The sequence below is a fragment of the Dialister micraerophilus genome, assembly GCF_947090205.1.
Classification (GTDB): domain Bacteria; phylum Bacillota; class Negativicutes; order Veillonellales; family Dialisteraceae; genus Dialister; species Dialister micraerophilus.
Genome location: NZ_CAMUNF010000001.1, coordinates 309,814 through 328,235, shown reverse-complemented (window position 1 = coordinate 328,235; position 18,422 = coordinate 309,814). Strand labels below are relative to the sequence as shown.

Genomic DNA, 18,422 nt, shown 5'->3' with positions numbered 1-18,422 from the left:
AAATGCCCCCTGATCGACTGTTAATATATTTTTTTATAGCAATAATCATGCTTTTGTTGAACAGATTGTGTACATCTATAAACTTATCGTTTTCGAGAATTAAAAAAAATCAAATAGAAAAAGACGAAAACGACAAATTTTATTATAAAAAAACGTCCGCAGTTTTGGCGGCAACACAATTCTGCTCATTGATTTGCTCGGCGATATATGGAATATCCATATACGAAATATGTTTGAATTTTTATGAAATTTACTTTAAAGTTCACGGCAATATTTTTACAACAATTGCTGTTTACATAGTTTGTATCTATATATTCATATTGCTATACTGGACATTTTCAATGAAAATTCCGGGAGTAATCACATTAAACAAACCGATTAAATCTCGCTTGTGGTCCGTAAAAATAATGACAAAAATATTCAATCCGTTCACCACTTCGGGATTTGCGATTGTAAAACTGATTTGCAAATATAAAAAAGTACCGTTTAATGACGGCACGAGATTTATATACACCGAAGAAGAATTACGATCGATTATAGAAGAAAGTCATAGCGGCGGCAGACTTAATGCACTTGAAAATATACTGATAAAAAACTCATTCGACTTTTTTGATTTGATAACAAAAGACGTAATGATTCCGAGAAACAAAATGGTTACATTGGACTATGATGACGACATTGAAACTATGCATAGAATAATAGCGAAATCGCATCATACCAGATACCCCGTATACATAGACGATAAAGACAGTATTTTGGGATTTATACATGTAAAAGATTTTATGGAAAATACACTTTGCGGACAAAACAATATGAAGCACATACTGCGTGAAATATTGACCGTTCCGGAAGTAATGCCTGCATCGTCGCTCTTGCAACTTATGAAAACTAAAAGAGTATACCTTGCTATAGTGGTGGATGAATACGGAAGCACCGCCGGACTTGTAACACTTGAAGATTTGGTGGAAGAACTTGTAGGACAAATTCCTGAAGAGGATTCGAAAACGTTGGAAATATTGAAAGTAAATGAAACTACATATGAATTTGACGGAATGGTAATATTAAATGACGTTTCGGAGCGTTTGGGAATAAATTTCGACGGTGACAGTACAGGTACAATCGGAGGATTTGTATTTGCAAGACTTGAAAGAATACCGAAATTCGGAGATTGTATATTTTTCTCGGGATGGAAGTTTACTGTACTCAAAATGGAAGGTTTCAGAGTAACACGCATAAGAGCGGAAAAAATAATGTTGCCGAAAATTATTGAAAAAGAAAATTGTAAATGAAAAAAGTTCAAACAATAAAAAATATTGAAGGAATACTTTTACACTCCAAGGAAGCAGGAAACGGAAATCGCATCGTTTTCATATTTACAAAAAATTACGGAAATCAAACCGCTTTCGTATCTCAAAGCACTATAAAATCATTCGGAAGCGGACTTTTGATGCCGTTTACATATTTGCGATGTTCAATGGCGGAAACAAGTTTCGATAAATGGACACTGATTCAATATGAAGGTAAAAATATATGCGACATAAGTAAATTTTCTTACGAAGATTGGTGCAGATGGTGCTTCGTCATAGAAATAATAAAATGGGGATTTCCTCTTGGAGAAAAAGATATAAATGCATACATCAGACTTGTCAAATGTTTAAAAGGAATTTTGGACAAAAACAAGCAAGTATCGGCTTATATAACCGCATTACAAATGTTGTATGCGGCAGGCTACGATGCATCGGCACAGGAAATGTGCGAATTATATAATTTATCCGATGAATTGAAAACACTTTTGCAAAAATTTATAAATTACTCATGGGAAAAACCTATGGGGATAAATATTTCGAAAGAAATGCTGAAAGAAATTGCATTATATTTAGATAAATTTGTAAAATCTGTTTGCGATATGGAATTGAAAAGTAAAAAAATGTTTATTTAAACACATACTGCTTAAGTATGTGTTTTTGTCATTTATATATGCGTTTGTTATATGAATTAAATATACATTGAAAAAAGACTTGCAAAAAATGCGATAAAACAATATAGTAGAAAATACAAATTAATACTTCTTTCGGAAGGGGAGGCGAAAAAATTGTTTAGTCTAGTTAAAAATTTTGTTTGTAAGGTCTCACTTATAAAACAAATCATTGTAGGTTTGATTGTGGGATTCCTTATTGCCGGATTTTGGCAGAGTGCCGTTCCGGTAGTCGCAGTTTTCGGAGATTTATTTGTTCGCGCATTGAAGAGCGTGGCTCCGATGTTGGTATTCTTCCTTGTCATGAATGCTATGGCAAGTAAAAAAGAAGGTCAAAACACCAACATGAAATCTGTAGTTGTTCTTTATATTTTAGGTACATTTCTTGCATCGCTTGTCGGCGTCACATTATCTTTCCTCTTCCCAACGACGTTGAGTTTGCAGATTGCAAATGCGGAAGTATCACCGCCGAGCGGAATTTTAGAAGTATTACACAACTTACTTTTATCATTGGTGGATAACCCCGTTAATGCATTACTTCATGCCAATTTTATCGGTATTCTGATGTGGGCGATTGTCTTGGGATTGGCATTTCGTACTTGCGGAAAAGAATCTACAAAAGTATTTTTTGCCGATGTAGCTGAAACAGTCACAAAAGTTGTAGGTTGGATTATACGTTTTGCACCATTGGGAATTATGGGATTGGTTGCGGATGCAATCGGCAGAAGCGGTTTCAGTGCGTTGGCAGGATACGCACACTTGCTTGTAGTTTTGATAGGTGCATATGCAATTGTAGCTTTGGTAGTAAACCCTGCAATTGTGTATATGTATTTGAGAAAAAATCCGTATCCGCTCGTATGGGCTACAATTGCACAAAGCGGTATATATGCATTTTTCACAAGAAGTTCGGCGGCGAATATTCCTGTCAACTTGAAACTTTGTGAAAGATTGGGACTCGATCCCGATATGTATTCCATTTCAATTCCGTTGGGCTCTGCAATAAACATGGCAGGTGCTTCGATTACAATTGCAGTACTTGCGTTGGCAGCGGCAAACACATTGGGAGTTTCAGTGGATTTACCTACAGCATTATTGCTTTGTATAGTATCTACGGTAGGTGCATGCGGTGCATCCGGTGTAGCCGGAGGATCATTGCTTTTGATTCCGGTAGCATGTGCATCATTCGGTATAAGCAATGATATCGCAATGCAAGTAGTAGGCGTAGGATTCATTATCAGTGTTCTCGAAGACTCGTCCGAAACCGCATTGAACAGCTCCAGTGACGTACTGTTCACAGCAACTGCGGAATTTGCACAAAGACGTAAAAACGGAACATTGAAAGCGGAAGACATGGTACCGAAAAATTGAAACGAAATATAAAGTCGCAATAAGTAAGGTCGTAACCCGAAAAGTTGCGACTTTTAAATTTGATATAATTAAAATGAAATATTTACAATTTATTTTGGCTGTTTGCAACTTAAATTTGATATATATATATGATAAAATTATAGTGATACATATATAGGAGGTACTTATGGCAAGACTGGGATTATTGGCCGGAGTAGGAACACTTCCTTTTGAATTTGTTCAAACGGCGAAAAAACAAGGACATGAAATTGTTTGCATAGCAGTTGTTCCCGATGTCGACACAAGACTTAGAAGTTATTCGGATAAATATTTTGAAATAAATGTTTTTAAACTCAATAAAATTTTGAAAACCCTTTGTGAAGCAAATGTCAAAGAAGTCACAATGCTGGGTAAAGTTACAAAAGAATATTTGTACAAACGAAAGTTGGTAATACCCGACTTAAGAACTGTAAAATTATTGAATAAATTAAGAAAACTTGATTTTAAAGACGATACAATCATGCTTGCATTGGTAGATGAATTGGAAGGCAGCGGATTAAAAGTTATGGATCAGACGAAATACTTGAAACCTTTGATGCCGCCGCCGCAAATTTTCACGCATGCAATGCCGAGTGAAGAACAAATGGACGATATTGCATTCGGATTTAAAACTGCGAAATTGATCGGACAAATGGATATGGGACAAACCGTAGTTGTAAAAGACAAAGCCGTAATGGCGGTAGAAGCGATTGAAGGAACGGATGCATGTATACGAAGAGGCGGCAAACTTGCCGGAAAAGGCGCAGTTGTCGTAAAAGTGGCAAAGCCGAACCAAGATCCTCGCTTTGACGTGCCGGCGGTAGGACTTGATACATTGAATGCAATGATTGAAACGAAATGTAAAGTACTTGCAATAGAAGCCGAAAAAACATTATTTGTAGACAGATTTGATGTTATGGATAAAGCTGACGAACACGATATAGTAATTGTATCCGTAAATCAGGAGAGCTTATGAAAATTATGATGTCCGCCGGAGAAGTATCCGGAGATATGCATGCAGCTGCAGTTGCAAAGGAAATAAAAAAAATAAATCCGGAAGCTGAAATTTTCGGAATGGGCGGAATTCGTATGCAAAAAGCCGGCGTACGAATTATTTATGATATAGAAAATTTGGGAATTATAGGATTTGTAGAAGTAATTAAACATTTACCTCTATTTTTTAAATTGTTGTCTTTTTTGAAACAAAAATTGAAAGAAGAAAAACCGGACGTACTTGTATGCGTAGATTATCCGGGATTCAATATGAAACTTGCACATGCGGCAAAAGAAATGGGAATTCCCGTAGTTTACTACATAGCTCCGACTATTTGGGCATGGAACAAATCACGGGCAAAAAACATAGTGCGTGATGTGAAGAAAGTAGCATCCATATTTCCCTTTGAAGCGAAAGCCTATGAAAAAGCCGGTGCGGACGTTACTTTTGTAGGGAACCCTTTGGCAGATACGGTAAAACCTTCATTGAATTATGACGAGGCGATGAAATTTTTTAATGCTGACCGCTCAAAAAAACGTATATTGCTGATGCCCGGAAGCAGAAAAAAAGAAGTTTCGGATTTACTCTTTACCATGCTTTCGGCATGTCGTGAACTTTCTAAAAAATTTGAATGTCAATTTTTCCTGCCGAGAGCGGATACCGTTTCGGAAAAAATGCTTGAAGAAATTTTCAAGAAAGTGCCGGAAGTAAAAGTACAAGTAACAACTGAAAAAACTTATGACTTGATGAATATTTGCACAATTGCAATAGCATCATCCGGTACGGCAACACTTGAAACCGCATTGATGGGATTGCCTACAGTGCTTTTGTATAAATTGGCACCGATTACATGGTTCTTTGCGAAAAGACTCGTACAAGTCAAATATGCCGGACTTCCGAATTTGCTTTTGAAAAGAGAAATAACACCGGAACTTTTACAAGATGAAGTAACCTTTCAAAATATTATAAAAATTGTTACACCACTGCTTGAAGATGAAGAGAAACGGAAAAAAATTGTAGAAGATTTGAAAAACGTAAAAACGGCAATGGGAGATGAAGGCGCTGTAAAAAGAACTGCGAAATTAATATTGAAAACAGCGGGGAGCATAGATGGAAAAGACGAATAAAATAAACAGCTACAAAAGACTGCTTACATATTTATATCCGTACAAAAGTAAATTGCTTTTGTCGATTTTATGTATGTTGGTAGTTGCATCTTCCAATTTGGTAGTACCTTGGATAATAAAAGATGTAATAGATAAAGTTTTGGAAAAAAGAGATGTGTACATGCTCTCGCTTGTAATAATCGGAGTATTGGTTGTATTTCTTTTCAGAGGAATTACCACATTCGGACATAGATACCTTATGGGGTTTATCGGACAATCGGTAATTATGGATTTGCGAAATGTATTATACAAGCACTTGCAAAAATTATCCGTTTCATACTATGACAAAAGAAGAATAGGCGATATCATGAGCAATCTGACAAACGATATCGCCGCACTTCAGACAGCCATAGTGGATAATTTCGTTGTTTTTGTACAAGAAAGTGCAATATTCATAGGATCGTTTGCAGCCATGCTCTACCTGAATTGGAAACTTACTGTACTGTGCATGATAATGGTTCCTATGGTATATTTCGCAATAAAACTTTTCGGAAACAAATTGAATTTAAGCGGTAAAAACGTACAGGAAAAATTGGCGGACGTTACATCCATATTACAAGAAACAATTCAAGCGGTAAGAATTATAAGAAGCTTCAATCGTGACAAATATGAAATAGAAAGATTTAAAAAAGTAAACGGAGCGAGCTTCAGTGCCGCAATTAAAGCCATATGCCAACAAAGTCAACTTACACCGGTCGTGGAATTTGTAGCGGCATTGGGGGTTGTGGCAATTATATGGTACGGAGGAATTTCGGTAATTGACGGAACAATGACAACCGGTGCCTTGATAGCGTTCTTGGTATATGCCATAAATTTGGCAAATCCGACAAAAAGACTTGCGGAATGCTACGGAAACATACAAAAATCATTGGCGGCGGCAGACAGAGTTTTTGCAATTTTAGACGAAGAATCCGAAGTAAAAGAAAGAGAAAATGCAAAAGAACTTATAATAACAAAAGGAGAAGTATCATTTGTTCATACCGCATTTTCATACGATTTGAAAAATTACGTACTCAAAGATTTGAACTTTACCGTAAAAGCCGGAGAAACGGTAGCGATAGTAGGTCCTAGCGGAGCCGGAAAAACAACAATAGCAAACTTACTTCCAAGATTTTATGACGTTACATCGGGAGAAATTCTGATTGACGGAATTGATATACGTGACGTTACGATAGATTCACTCAGAAACAATGTAGGACTTGTACCGCAAGATACCATTTTATTCAACTCCACTGTAAAAGAAAATGTACTTTACGGAAAACTTGATGCAACGGAAGAAGAAGTTTGGAAAGCAATAAAACTTGCAAATGCGGAAACATTCGTAAAAGAACTTCCGGAGGGAATTTACACAAAAGTCGGAGACAGAGGAATGGTACTCTCGGGCGGACAAAGACAACGTATAGCAATTGCACGTGCAATACTTAAGAATCCGAAAATTCTCATATTGGACGAAGCCACCTCCGCATTGGATACCGAAAGCGAAAAAATAGTACAAGAAGCACTCGATAATTTGATGATAGGCAGAACATCATTCGTTATAGCACACAGACTCTCCACAGTGCGTAATGCCGATAAAATAATAGTTTTAAACGGCGGTGTAGTAGAAGAATTCGGAACGCATGATGAACTTATGCAAAGAAAAGGACTATATCACGAACTTTATACAATGTCGGATGAACGCAATATAGAAGGAGCATAAATGTATTTTATTTATAATTTCCTGATGATAACGGGTTGGATTTTTCAACTTCCGGTCATGCTGTATAAAATGATATTCAAAAAAGATGCATATATAAAAATAAAATCATACATGGAAATAGTATCCTATGAAATAAAAAACAAACTGAAAGATAAAGAAGTAATATGGATACATATGGCATCTGTCGGAGAAACCGTAGCTGCAAAACCGATAATAAAAGAAATAAAAAATAAATATCCGAATGCGGGGGTAGTAATTTCATGTAACACTTCCGGCGGAATGGCGATGGCAAAAAGCAACATAAAAAATGTTGAAGGATACATCTATTTTCCTTTCGACATGGTATATTTTGTAAGAAAAATACTTGATGCACTTAATCCGAAAGCGGTAATAATCATAGAAACCGAACTTTGGCCCAATCTTTTGAAATCGACAGCACAAAAAAATATACCGGTATACATAATGAACGGAAGAATATCTGAAAAATCAATGGGAAGATACATGATGATAAAAGGATTTATATCAAGATATTTTTACAATATACGTGCATTTTGTATGATATCGAAAGAAGATGCCGATCGTATAATTAAACTCGGAGCAAATCCCGAAAAAGTAAAAATAACGGGAAATACGAAGTACGAAAAAACCGGTAAGCCGATTTCACAAGAATTTATAAATGAATGGAACGACATACTGAAAATAAAAAATACAACAAAATTGATTGTCGCAGGAAGCACACATTCTAAAGAAGAAAAAATACTCTGTAAAATGTTTAAAAATATATCTTCAAAAGGAAAAGCTGTAAAAATGGTAGTTGCGACAAGAAATATAAGTCGTTCGAATGAAGTTGAAAAAATATTTAAAAACTCGGGAATTGAAGTAAAACTCAGAACACAAATAAAAAAAGAAGACGATGTACAAGTAATAATACTTGATACAATCGGAGAACTCGGACAATTATATTCGATGGCGGACATAGTATTTATCGGAGGAAGTTTGGTACCGGTAGGCGGACACAATTTACTGGAAGCGGCAGCATATGGTAAACCGATAGCAGTAGGTCCGTACATGTTCAACTTCAAAGAAATACATGAACTGTTTTCAAAAGAAAAAGCATGCAAAACGGTAAAAGACGAAAATCAACTTATTGAAACATTCAATGAATTTTTTGAAAATGAAGAAAAATTCAAGAAAATGGGAAATATAGCGATGAAAATAATAAATGAAAACAGAGGCTCCGCAAAAAGAGATGTAGACATATTCGGAAAAACATTCACTCAAAATTGTTAAAAGGTGAAATTGATGAGTAAGGAAAAATATTTTTTAAAACTTATATCGGAAGAAAATCCCTCAATAGCGGAAAAATGTATTTTAAAAGGACTTTCGCTTTTGGAAAAAATATATTTGAAGATAATAAGTGAAAAAAATAAAAAAATAAAAAAAGTAAGAGTAAACGTGCCGGTAATAAGCGTCGGAAATATTACCGCCGGCGGTACCGGAAAAACCCCCTGCATAATTCAACTCGGAGAATACTTGCAAAAAAAAGGTAAAAGAGTTGCCGTATTATCGAGAGGATACAGAGGAACATACGAAAAACAAGGCGGAACGGTATCCGACGGGAAAACGATATTTCTTAATGAAAAAGAAGCGGGCGACGAACCTTGTATGATTGCACACAAGCTTCCCGAAGTATCGGTATATGTCGGGAAAAACAGAATAAAATCAGCACAAAAAGCGATAAAAAACGGAAGCGAAATACTGCTTTTGGATGACGGATTTCAATATAAAACTTTGGAAAGAGATAAAAATATAGTGCTGATAGACAGTACAAATCCGTTCGGATACGAACATCTTTTGCCGAGAGGATTACTCAGAGAACCTTTGGATGAATTGAAACGTGCCGACCTTATTATTTTGACAAAAGTAAATCAAGTTTCAAAAGAACGGATAAATGAAGTAAAAGCAAGAATTTTAAGTATAAATTCTTCAGTTACCATACTTGAATCATTGCACAAACCCGTATATTTTTTTGAAATAAAGGAAAACGTAAAGAAAATTCCTTTGGAAGTAATGAAAGGCAAAAAAGCAGTTCTTTTATCCGGTATAGGAAATCCCGCGGCATTTGAAAAGACGGCAAAAGAATCGGGACTTGAAATTTGTAAAAACATAGCGAAAAAAGACCACTTTTCATTTGCATATATAGACATTGAAAAAGCTGTAAACGAAGCGAAAATTCATGGTGCGGATATAATCGTAACCACCGAAAAAGATGCAATAAAGTTGAAAGACATTATAATGAAAAACGATGTGAAATTTCCTATATATTCACTCTGCATAGAAATGAAATACCTTGAAAAAGGCGAAGAAAAGATACAAAAATATTTGGAGGAACTGATTTGAAAACCGCATGTATTATTCCGTCAAGATATGCATCGACAAGATTGCCCGGAAAGCCGCTCAAAATGATTGTCGGCAAAACTCTTATCCGGTGTGTATATGAACAAACTTCTAAAGCGAAATCGATTGACGATGTAATTGTCGCAACCGACTCCAAGCTTATAGAAAAAGAAGTAAAAGGCTTCGGCGGAAAAGTTGTAATTACATCAAAGAAGCATAATACGGGAACCGACAGGATAGCTGAAGTTGCAAAAAATACGGACTATGACATTATTGTAAATGTACAAGGTGATGAACCTTTGATAGAACCGGAACTTATAGACAATCTTGTAAGAGAAATAAGTACAAATGACGACTTGGACATGGTAACTGCAGCCGCACCCCTACGTGAAAGTGAATACGAAGACCCGTCATGCGTAAAAGTTGTAAGAAATATTTACGGAGAAGCATTGTATTTCTCACGCTCTCTTATACCGTATCCGAGACATGAGTTTTCAGTACCTCCTTTGAAACATATAGGCATATACGCATATAGAAAAGAATTTCTTTTAAAATACGCAAACATGAAACAAACATCTCTTGAAAAAACGGAATCGCTGGAACAGTTGCGACTGTTGGAAAACGGATACAAAATAGGAGTTGTTACTGTAAAATCTTACGGTATCGGTGTAGACACTCAAGAAGATTTGGAAAAAGTAATCGAATACATAAAGAGGAGAGAATTATGAAAGCCATTCAAGTAGGAAATATAAAACTCGACGGGAAAAAATTATTTCTTATCGCAGGCCCATGTGTAATAGAAAGCTATGAACGCACATTGATGATAGGAAAAGAAATAAAAAGAATTTGTGAAAAACTGGATGTGACATACATATTTAAAGCATCCTACGATAAAGCGAACAGATCCTCATACGACTCATTTCGAGGCCCCGGACTTGAAAAGGGCTTGAAAATACTTGCAGATATAAAAAAAGAATTGAATGTTCCGATTTTATCTGACGTACACGAAACGTCACAATTGGAAGCGGCAGCAAAAGTGCTTGATATACTTCAAATACCGGCATTTTTATGCAGACAGACCGATTTGATTTGCGGAGCGGCAAAAACCGGAAAAGCCGTAAATGTAAAAAAAGGTCAATTTATGGCACCGGAAGACATGAAAAATGTAATTGGAAAACTTGAAAAAACAGGAAATTACAATATTGCATTGACAGAAAGAGGAGTTTCATTCGGATACCACAATTTGGTAGTAGATATGAAAGCCTTTCCGATTATGAGAAAATACGGATACCCTGTAATTTTCGATGCGACACACAGCGTACAATTACCGGGAGGTAACGGAACATCTACAGGAGGGCAAAGAGAATTCATACCATGTCTTGCAAGAAGTGCGGCAGCGGCCGGAGCGGACGGATTTTTTATGGAAGTACACGACAATCCTCCCGAAGGACTTTCAGATTCTACAAATATGTTGTATCTTTCGGACTTGGAAAACTTGCTTACGGACTTGGTGGAAATACATGAATTGATGAAAAATAAAATTTAACTTAAATCGGAGGATGTATGGACGTTTTAAAAACAGCTAAAGAAGCTATGCGAATTGAAGCCGAATCAATTCTTTTGACGGAAAAAAGTTTGGACAAACACTTTAAAAAAGTTGCAGAACTTATTTTGAATATAAAAGGAAGAGTAATACTGACCGGCATGGGAAAATCCGGACAAATAGCGGGTAAAATAGCATCAACCCTTGCAAGTACCGGAACACCGGCATTCTTTTTGCATCCCGGCGAAGCCATACATGGAGATTTAGGAAAAATAACATCTTACGACATTGTATTTATGTTATCAAACAGCGGAGAAACTGAAGAAATAATAAATTTGATACCCTCTATAGAAAAAATCGGAGCAACCGTAATAGTTATGACAGGATGTAAAAACTCGACACTTGCACAAAAAGCGGACGTTGTACTTCCGGTTGTGATAAAAAAAGAAGCCGATGAATTCAATATGGTACCAACATCATCATCGACAACCATGCTTGCAATCGGAGATGCACTTGCAATCACACTTATGAAATTGAAATCATTTACATCCGAACGCTTTGCACTCTATCATCCCGGAGGCACATTAGGAAAGAAAATGTTCATGACGGTAAAGCAAATAATGCACTCGGGAAAATGCAATCCCACAGTTAAGCCGACATTAACCGTACAAGAAGCACTATTTGTAATGACTGCAAAAGGACTGGGTGCGGTTTCAATAATAGATGAAGAAGGTAAACTCAAAGGAATTTTGACGGATGGAGACATTCGCCGAGGACTTGAAAAACATGCGGACTTTTTGAAATTTGAAGTAAAAGATGTAATGATAAAAAATCCTATAATAGTGCATCCGTCACAACTTTTGGTAAATGCGCTCGAACTCATGAAATCACACAAACCCAATCCCGTCACCGTACTTCCGGTATGTGAAAAAGACGGATACGTATGCGGAATGATACACTTGACAGATTTGCTCAAACAAGGAGTATTGTAATGGGCACACAAATAAATATAAAAATGATAGCATTTGACGTTGACGGAACACTTACAAACGGCAAGCTTTATGAAAATGAAAACGGAGAACTATATAAACAATTTCACGTACATGACGGACTTATGCTGAGCCTTGCTCACAGCATAGGAATAAAAACGGGACTGATTACAGGAAGAAATTCGCCGATAGTAAAAGCACGAGGAAAAGAACTTAATATGGACTTTGTTCTCTTGGGAGTGAAAAACAAAGTAAAAGCCATGGAAGAATTGAAAAGCAAGCACAATCTGAGTTGGGAAGAAATTGCATACATGGGAGACGACCTGAACGATTTGAACTTGCTCGAAAAAGTTGCTTTCTCGGGATGTCCGAAAAATGCACGTGAAGAAAATAAAAAAATATGCGACTTCATTTCCGAATACGAAGGAGGAAACGGAGCTGCAAGAGAATTTATAGAAAAAATTTTAAAAACACAAAATCTTTGGGAAACGGCATTGAACAAATTCAAAGAAATAACGGAAGCATAATTTTCTTGAAATGAAAAGGAGACATTATGTCATTAAGTGTCAGATACATACTTCTGAAAGGTTTAAGTAAAATACTTTGCAAAATGTCTTACTCCCGTATTTTATCAATGGGTAAATTTACGGGACCTTTCATTATGAATAAAATAAAAAAGCAAAAAAAACGCGGAATAAATCAAATAATGACCGGACTTTCATGCAATCAAGAAGAAGCGGAAAGAATTTTACAAAAAGTATATGAAAATATCGGAATGACATTTTTCGAACTTCTTTATACTCCGAGATTGGTAAAAGAAAAAGACAATATAAATGAATATGTAAAAATAGATCATGAAGAATACTTGAAAGAAGCACTTAAAGACGGAAAAGGAGTTATCGGACTTACCGCACACTTCGGAAACTGGGAATGGATGGGTGCCGGCGCAGCTTTGCACGGATACAAAACCTCCGCAGTAGCAAAGAAACAAGATGACGATATAATGAAATTGATATCCGAATTTCGTGAAATGTCGGGACAAGTCATATTCACCACCGGAGGAAGCAAGTATGAAATGATAGCTGCCGCACGTGCGATGAAAAACAATTATTTATTGGGATTTTTAGCCGACAAAGACGGAAGGAAAACCGGAATACCGGTAAGATTTTTAAACAGAATTTTCTCATTTCCTCAAGGACCTGCAGTTTTTGCAAGTAAATTCAAAAGTCCGATATTGCCCTTTTTTATCATAAGAAACAAATCGGGGAAAGGGCACACCATATGTGTTCGCAAAAGCTTCTACTATGAAAACACCGGCGACAAAGAAAAAGATTTAAGAGTAAACTCTCAAAAAATGGCGACAATATTGGAAGAATTTATCAGAGAAAATCCTGAAAATTGGATGTGGTTTCAACACCTTTTTTGGACGGAACCCGATGAAATTGAAAGATTTGTAAATTTATCTGAAGAAGAAAAAAATAAAATGGCCGAAGGTATGATAAATGCGCGGGAGTATACGAATGAAAAGTAAGAAAAAGATATTTATTATAATCATAACGGTTATAATATGTATAGGAATATACTTGCTGTTTCGAAAAGACGGTTTTGAATTCAAACATTCCAAAGAAGCGGAATTTGCAATAGAATTTAAAGGAACCGAACTCAAAGAAGAACGTGACGGAAAGCTTATATGGAAATTGAAAGCCGACCGTGTTAATATTGACAAGGATAAAAACGTAATGAGCATAGAAGGTGCCGAATGCATATTCAACGACAACGGAATATCCTTGGACGTAAATGCGGACTCTGCGATTTTCAATAAAAATGAAAATGTACTTTACTTGAAAGGAAGCATAAAAGGACACTCCGATGACGGTACTTCCATAAAAGCGGAAAATTTAAAATACGAAAGCAAAACCGGAATACTTTCAAGTGACAGACCGTTTTTCATAGAAAAAGACGGACACAAATTGACGGCAGACTCTTTTACGGCCGATCGAATATTGAAAACTGTAAAAGCAAAAGGAAATGCAAGTTTAACCGACAGGGGATGATCAGATGAAAAATATATACAAACTTATAACGGTAATAATATTTACATTTCTTTCTGTCGGAAGTGTATTTGCAGCAGACATTACGGCGGATGAATTGGTTTATGACTCGCAAACGAAAACGGTTTCCGCAACGGGAAACGTAGTAATAAATGATGGAGAAAGTACTATAACCGGTGCAAGCGGAAAATACGACTTCAACGACAAAACCGCAATCTTGAGCGGCGGAGTAAATTATACAAAAAATCAAGACACTTTAAGCTGCGAAACACTCTACATTTACAGCGACAAAACGATAAACGGAAAAGGAAATGTAGAGCTTGACTTCAAATCCGAAAATATTTTTCTCAGCGGAGATGAAATAAGTTATAATCAAAATACGGGTATAGGACAAATCAACGGTAACGGATACTTCAAATCCCAAGACGGGATAATACGTGCGCCGCAAATCGAAGGACATTTGAAAGATGTACTTATAACCGCAAGCGGAGGAGTGGAAATAACTGCATACACTCAGAATGTTCACGCAACCGGAAACGAACTGATATACACAAAAAGCGGAACATACGGAACTGACGGAAAACTCGTTTTGAAAGGAAATGCAGTTGCGACACAAAACGGAAATCGTTTCGAAGGACCGGAACTTGTATTTAAAGAAGAAGAAAAAGTTATCGAGACAAACGGAAGAAGCACCATGACTATCAATCTGTAGCCGAGGGAAAATAAATGAAAATAGAAACGCACAATTTAGTAAAAAAATACGGAGAAAGAATTGTAGTAGACAAAGTAAACGTAGAAGTCGAACAAGGCAGTGTAGTAGGACTTCTGGGACCGAACGGTGCGGGTAAAACTACAACATTTTACATGATAGTCGGAATAATAAAACCGGACGAAGGCGATGTAACTGCAGGCGGAGTATCACTCGTAGGAATGCCCACACATAAACGCATAGAATTCGGAGTAGGATACCTTCCGCAAGAAGCATCCATATTTCGTAAACTCACAGTAGAAGAAAATCTTATGGCACTTCTTGAAACAAGAAAAGAATTGACACAAACTCAAAGAGAAGAAAAAGCGGACAAATTACTCAATGAATTCAGAATACAACACGTAAGACACACAAAAGGAAATGCTCTCTCGGGCGGAGAAAGACGAAGAGTGGAAATTGCAAGAGTATTGACAATGGAACCGTCATTTATATTACTTGACGAACCGTTTGCAGGAGTAGATCCTTTGGCGGTAGAAGACATACAAAGTGTAATAATGCACCTTAAAACACTCGGTATAGGCATACTGATTACAGATCACAACGTTCGTGAAACATTGAGAATTGTCGACAACGCATACATACTGTCCGAAGGCAAAATACTGCTTTACGGAACATCGGATGAAATTGCACGAAATCCGATAGCGAAAAAATTTTATCTCGGAGAAAATTTCAGCTTATAACAAATACAAAAGGAGGAATTCTTATGAGAATACTCGACAAATACATACTTAAAGAATTCCTCGGACCGTTTTTATTCGGTGTTGCGGCATTCACTGCAATCTTTTTAGGATCCGACACACTCCTGAGCATTGCAGGATTTATTACAAAGTACGGAGCATCATCACTGTCTGCGATAAAAATATTCATTTTGGCAATACCCCGAATTATCGTATACACATTTCCGATGGCGGTACTTTTAGGAGCACTCATGTGTATGTCATCACTCTCGGGCGCAAGTGAACTTATAGTAATGCGAAACTCCGGACAAAGTTTTTTAAGACTTGCAATGCCGATATTTATTTTCTCGGCAATAATAAGTATTTGTGCGATAGCGTTCAACGAATTTGTAGTACCGTGGACAAATCGTGAATATCAATACATATTGGACGTGGAAATAAAGAAAAATTTAAATCCGGACATTGTAGACAATATAGTAATGAAAGACATACAAGACGGAAACCTTCTGCATTTGATATATGCAAAGAAATACAATCCGGAAACGAAAGAACTCAAAGACATAACAATACAAGAATTTAAAGACGGAAAACCCGTAAAAATTGAAATGTCACCCAAAGCCGTATGGAAAGAAGGCGTTTGGGATTTCAAACAAGGCGTAGCATACGATATAACACCTGACGGAGTTGAACACAAACTGTCATTCGACAGCCAAGCAGTACCGTTCATACAAAAACCCGATGAAATAAAAAATTCAAACAACAACGTCGGAGAAATGTCGATAAGTGAACTGAAAAAGACGGCGGACCTTCTGAAATCTGCAAACCAAGACCCGACAAGCTTTTACATGGAAATACACAAAAGATTTTCACTGCCGATTGCAAGTCTTGTATTTGCAATCATAGGCGCACCGCTCGGAATACGAAAACAAAGATCGTCATCATCGATAGGATTCGGAATATCGGTAATAGTAATTTTCATATACTATGCGGTAATGACATTTATGGAAGCAATGGGAGAAGGACACATCCTTCCGCCGTTTGCAGCGGTATGGCTTCCGGACATACTTACATTTTTGATAGGTTGCTACTTGGTACGACGTGCCAATATTTAACAAGAGAGGAGGGAAAAATGTTTATCGGCATATCAATATTTATCATACTTATGATTATGGGCGGAATAATTGCCTTTTTGGGAGACAAAATAGGCTCAAAAGTAGGTAAAAGAAGACTGACCCTCTTCGGATTAAGACCCAGATACACATCAGTCATAGTAACTATAGTATCCGGTATACTTATATCGGCACTTACAATTGCGGTAATGGCGGTTTTAAATGAAAATGTAAGAGTTGCACTGTTCGGAATGCAAAAACTTCAAGAAGAAATGTCCGAACTGAACAACAAAATAAAATTGAAAAATCAAGAACTTATAGAAAGTAAAGAAAAACTCGATACAAAAACAAAAGAATACGAAAACGTAGAGAAAAAATCAAAAGAAATCTCATACGAACTCGCACGTGTAGACTCTCAACGTATACACATGGAAAATGAACTTGTCGCAGTACAACAAGCATACGACGAAGCAAAACACGGAATAGACTTATCCGCAAAAGAAATCGAAGAACTCGAAAGCACAAAAAATCAATTAAATAAAAATATAGAAAAACTCAATAAAGAAAAAGAAATGCTCTTAGGAAATATAGCGGCTATTCGAGAAGGTACCGTAATATTCAGAGCGGGACAAGTAATAACCGAAGCGGTAATTGACGAAAAAACATCAACAGGAAACACAATAGACACACTCGAAAACATACTCGGACAAGTAAACAACGCACTTAAAGAAAGAATGCGGATAAAAGACGAAAAACTGCAACTGGTACGCATACCCAAAGACTCATTCACACATGCAGTATCACAAATTGCAGACTCCGACAACAAAAAACTCGTACGAGTAGTAGCGGCAGGAAACCTCATACTCGGTGAACCTACAGTAGTAGACTTCGAAGTATACGACAACAAACTTATATTCAACGAAGGACAAACAATTTACAGCTCCGGACTTGAAAAATACAAAGATATAAACAGCTACGAACTCAAAGTAATCAGATTTTTGAAAGACCTCAACAAATTTGCAGCGAAAAAAGGAGTGCTTCCCGACCCGATAACAGGAAACATAGGACAACTGGAAGGAAGAGAACTTTTGAGAGTAATACAAGAAGTAAAAGACTGCGGAGGAAACTGCAAACTGTATGTAATTGCAAAAACAGACATATACACAAGCGGACCGCTCATCATAGAAGTAAGAGTGGAGAGAACAAGATGATACTTTCAATAGATCCAGGATCTGAAAAAACAGGAATTGCCGTCGTAAAAAAAGACGGCAATCTTGCTATGAAAAAAATAATAAAAACAGAATGCCTCGAAGAAGAAATCAAAATACTCTCAAAAAAATTTGAAATAACTGAAACTGCAATCGGAAACGGAACACACCATAAAAATTTAGAAAAACGCATAGAAAAATTATACGAAGAAATGAAAAAAGAAATACCGATATCAATCGTAGATGAAAAATATACAACCGAAATCGGAGAACAGTGGTACAAAAAAGCAAATCCTCCGAAAGGATGGAAACGCATTATTCCCTTCGGAATGAGAACGGTCGACAAACCGGTAGACGACTACGTAGCGTGGGTAATAGCATGCATACATTTGGGAAAAATTGAAGCGGAAGACGTAGGACACAAAAAAATATAAAGCATAAATATAATTAAACGGTTGA

Annotated in this window: 19 protein-coding genes; all 19 read left to right on the top strand. The window is 36.6% G+C overall.

Going from position 1 to position 18,422, the window contains the following annotated elements; genetic code table 11:
- Positions 1–2: 2 nt before the first annotated feature.
- The 19 genes from P6922_RS01655 to ruvX all read left to right on the top strand — a co-directional run bounded on the left by P6922_RS01655 (position 3) and on the right by ruvX (position 18,397).
- Positions 3–1,289 (top strand): hemolysin family protein, encoded by a 1,287-nt coding sequence (locus tag P6922_RS01655; RefSeq protein WP_276873736.1) that lies wholly within the window; start codon positions 3–5, stop codon positions 1,287–1,289.
- Positions 1,286–1,939 carry a recombination protein O N-terminal domain-containing protein gene (locus P6922_RS01650; protein ID WP_007554957.1) on the top strand — a complete coding sequence of 218 codons (654 nt, stop codon included), beginning with the start codon at positions 1,286–1,288 and terminating at the stop codon, positions 1,937–1,939. Before P6922_RS01655 ends, P6922_RS01650 begins: the two co-directional genes overlap by 4 nt.
- Before the next feature lie 153 nt (positions 1,940–2,092).
- A complete protein-coding gene (gene sstT / locus P6922_RS01645; protein ID WP_276873734.1) occupies positions 2,093–3,343 on the top strand; it encodes a serine/threonine transporter SstT in 1,251 nt (416 codons plus the stop codon).
- 166 nt (positions 3,344–3,509) lie between these two features.
- On the top strand, positions 3,510–4,337 hold the full coding sequence (locus tag P6922_RS01640) for an LpxI family protein (protein WP_276873732.1): 828 nt from the start codon (positions 3,510–3,512) through the stop codon (positions 4,335–4,337).
- A complete protein-coding gene (gene lpxB, locus P6922_RS01635; protein WP_276873730.1) occupies positions 4,334–5,482 on the top strand; it encodes a lipid-A-disaccharide synthase in 1,149 nt (382 codons plus the stop codon). The genes P6922_RS01640 and lpxB overlap by 4 nt, the downstream gene beginning before the upstream one ends.
- Positions 5,466–7,220, top strand: coding sequence for an ABC transporter ATP-binding protein (locus P6922_RS01630; RefSeq protein WP_276873728.1), 1,755 nt, complete (start codon positions 5,466–5,468; stop codon positions 7,218–7,220). The genes lpxB and P6922_RS01630 overlap by 17 nt, the downstream gene beginning before the upstream one ends.
- Complete coding sequence (locus tag P6922_RS01625) at positions 7,221–8,510, top strand: 3-deoxy-D-manno-octulosonic acid transferase (RefSeq protein WP_276873727.1); 1,290 nt, start codon at positions 7,221–7,223, stop codon at positions 8,508–8,510.
- Between the two features lie 12 nt (positions 8,511–8,522).
- Entirely contained in the window at positions 8,523–9,620 is a 1,098-nt protein-coding gene (lpxK, locus tag P6922_RS01620; protein WP_276873725.1) for a tetraacyldisaccharide 4'-kinase, read from the top strand.
- Positions 9,617–10,345, top strand: coding sequence for a 3-deoxy-manno-octulosonate cytidylyltransferase (gene kdsB / locus P6922_RS01615; RefSeq protein WP_276873722.1), 729 nt, complete (start codon positions 9,617–9,619; stop codon positions 10,343–10,345). The genes lpxK and kdsB overlap by 4 nt, the downstream gene beginning before the upstream one ends.
- Positions 10,342–11,163 carry a 3-deoxy-8-phosphooctulonate synthase gene (kdsA, locus tag P6922_RS01610; protein WP_007554973.1) on the top strand — a complete coding sequence of 274 codons (822 nt, stop codon included), beginning with the start codon at positions 10,342–10,344 and terminating at the stop codon, positions 11,161–11,163. Before kdsB ends, kdsA begins: the two co-directional genes overlap by 4 nt.
- 17 nt (positions 11,164–11,180) lie before the next feature.
- The gene (locus P6922_RS01605; RefSeq protein ID WP_276873721.1) at positions 11,181–12,152 is read left to right on the top strand and encodes a KpsF/GutQ family sugar-phosphate isomerase; all 972 of its coding nucleotides are present in this window, start codon (positions 11,181–11,183) and stop codon (positions 12,150–12,152) included.
- Positions 12,152–12,676, top strand: a complete 525-nt coding sequence (locus tag P6922_RS01600; RefSeq protein WP_276873719.1) for a KdsC family phosphatase — start codon at positions 12,152–12,154, stop codon at positions 12,674–12,676. Before P6922_RS01605 ends, P6922_RS01600 begins: the two co-directional genes overlap by 1 nt.
- A 26-nt stretch (positions 12,677–12,702) precedes the next feature.
- Positions 12,703–13,680, top strand: a complete 978-nt coding sequence (locus P6922_RS01595) for a lysophospholipid acyltransferase family protein (protein WP_276873717.1) — start codon at positions 12,703–12,705, stop codon at positions 13,678–13,680.
- Positions 13,670–14,203 (top strand): LPS export ABC transporter periplasmic protein LptC, encoded by a 534-nt coding sequence (lptC, locus tag P6922_RS01590; protein WP_276873715.1) that lies wholly within the window; start codon positions 13,670–13,672, stop codon positions 14,201–14,203. Before P6922_RS01595 ends, lptC begins: the two co-directional genes overlap by 11 nt.
- A 4-nt stretch (positions 14,204–14,207) precedes the next feature.
- Positions 14,208–14,912 (top strand): LptA/OstA family protein, encoded by a 705-nt coding sequence (locus P6922_RS01585; protein ID WP_276873712.1) that lies wholly within the window; start codon positions 14,208–14,210, stop codon positions 14,910–14,912.
- 14 nt (positions 14,913–14,926) lie between these two features.
- Positions 14,927–15,649, top strand: a complete 723-nt coding sequence (lptB, locus tag P6922_RS01580; protein ID WP_276873709.1) for an LPS export ABC transporter ATP-binding protein — start codon at positions 14,927–14,929, stop codon at positions 15,647–15,649.
- Between the two features lie 23 nt (positions 15,650–15,672).
- Positions 15,673–16,758, top strand: coding sequence for an LptF/LptG family permease (locus P6922_RS01575; RefSeq protein ID WP_007555007.1), 1,086 nt, complete (start codon positions 15,673–15,675; stop codon positions 16,756–16,758).
- A gap of 17 nt (positions 16,759–16,775) precedes the next feature.
- Complete coding sequence (locus tag P6922_RS01570; protein ID WP_276873706.1) at positions 16,776–17,966, top strand: DUF3084 domain-containing protein; 1,191 nt, start codon at positions 16,776–16,778, stop codon at positions 17,964–17,966.
- Positions 17,963–18,397 (top strand): Holliday junction resolvase RuvX, encoded by a 435-nt coding sequence (ruvX, locus tag P6922_RS01565; protein WP_276873705.1) that lies wholly within the window; start codon positions 17,963–17,965, stop codon positions 18,395–18,397. Before P6922_RS01570 ends, ruvX begins: the two co-directional genes overlap by 4 nt.
- Positions 18,398–18,422: the final 25 nt, after the last annotated feature.

What these genes read in the sequence shown, in the direction of transcription:
- P6922_RS01625 (WP_276873727.1), top strand. Translation starts at nt 7,221, where the DNA reads ATGTATTTTATTTATAATTTCCTGATGATAACGGGTTGGATTTTTCAA.
- P6922_RS01640 (WP_276873732.1), top strand. Translation starts at nt 3,510, where the DNA reads ATGGCAAGACTGGGATTATTGGCCGGAGTAGGAACACTTCCTTTTGAA.
- kdsA (WP_007554973.1), top strand. Translation starts at nt 10,342, where the DNA reads ATGAAAGCCATTCAAGTAGGAAATATAAAACTCGACGGGAAAAAATTA.
- lpxB (WP_276873730.1), top strand. Translation starts at nt 4,334, where the DNA reads ATGAAAATTATGATGTCCGCCGGAGAAGTATCCGGAGATATGCATGCA.
- lptB (WP_276873709.1), top strand. Translation starts at nt 14,927, where the DNA reads ATGAAAATAGAAACGCACAATTTAGTAAAAAAATACGGAGAAAGAATT.
- P6922_RS01630 (WP_276873728.1), top strand. Translation starts at nt 5,466, where the DNA reads ATGGAAAAGACGAATAAAATAAACAGCTACAAAAGACTGCTTACATAT.
- P6922_RS01585 (WP_276873712.1), top strand. Translation starts at nt 14,208, where the DNA reads ATGAAAAATATATACAAACTTATAACGGTAATAATATTTACATTTCTT.
- lptC (WP_276873715.1), top strand. Translation starts at nt 13,670, where the DNA reads ATGAAAAGTAAGAAAAAGATATTTATTATAATCATAACGGTTATAATA.
- P6922_RS01595 (WP_276873717.1), top strand. Translation starts at nt 12,703, where the DNA reads ATGTCATTAAGTGTCAGATACATACTTCTGAAAGGTTTAAGTAAAATA.
- P6922_RS01570 (WP_276873706.1), top strand. Translation starts at nt 16,776, where the DNA reads ATGTTTATCGGCATATCAATATTTATCATACTTATGATTATGGGCGGA.
- ruvX (WP_276873705.1), top strand. Translation starts at nt 17,963, where the DNA reads ATGATACTTTCAATAGATCCAGGATCTGAAAAAACAGGAATTGCCGTC.
- P6922_RS01600 (WP_276873719.1), top strand. Translation starts at nt 12,152, where the DNA reads ATGGGCACACAAATAAATATAAAAATGATAGCATTTGACGTTGACGGA.
- P6922_RS01575 (WP_007555007.1), top strand. Translation starts at nt 15,673, where the DNA reads ATGAGAATACTCGACAAATACATACTTAAAGAATTCCTCGGACCGTTT.
- lpxK (WP_276873725.1), top strand. Translation starts at nt 8,523, where the DNA reads ATGAGTAAGGAAAAATATTTTTTAAAACTTATATCGGAAGAAAATCCC.
- P6922_RS01655 (WP_276873736.1), top strand. Translation starts at nt 3, where the DNA reads ATGCCCCCTGATCGACTGTTAATATATTTTTTTATAGCAATAATCATG.
- P6922_RS01605 (WP_276873721.1), top strand. Translation starts at nt 11,181, where the DNA reads ATGGACGTTTTAAAAACAGCTAAAGAAGCTATGCGAATTGAAGCCGAA.
- P6922_RS01650 (WP_007554957.1), top strand. Translation starts at nt 1,286, where the DNA reads ATGAAAAAAGTTCAAACAATAAAAAATATTGAAGGAATACTTTTACAC.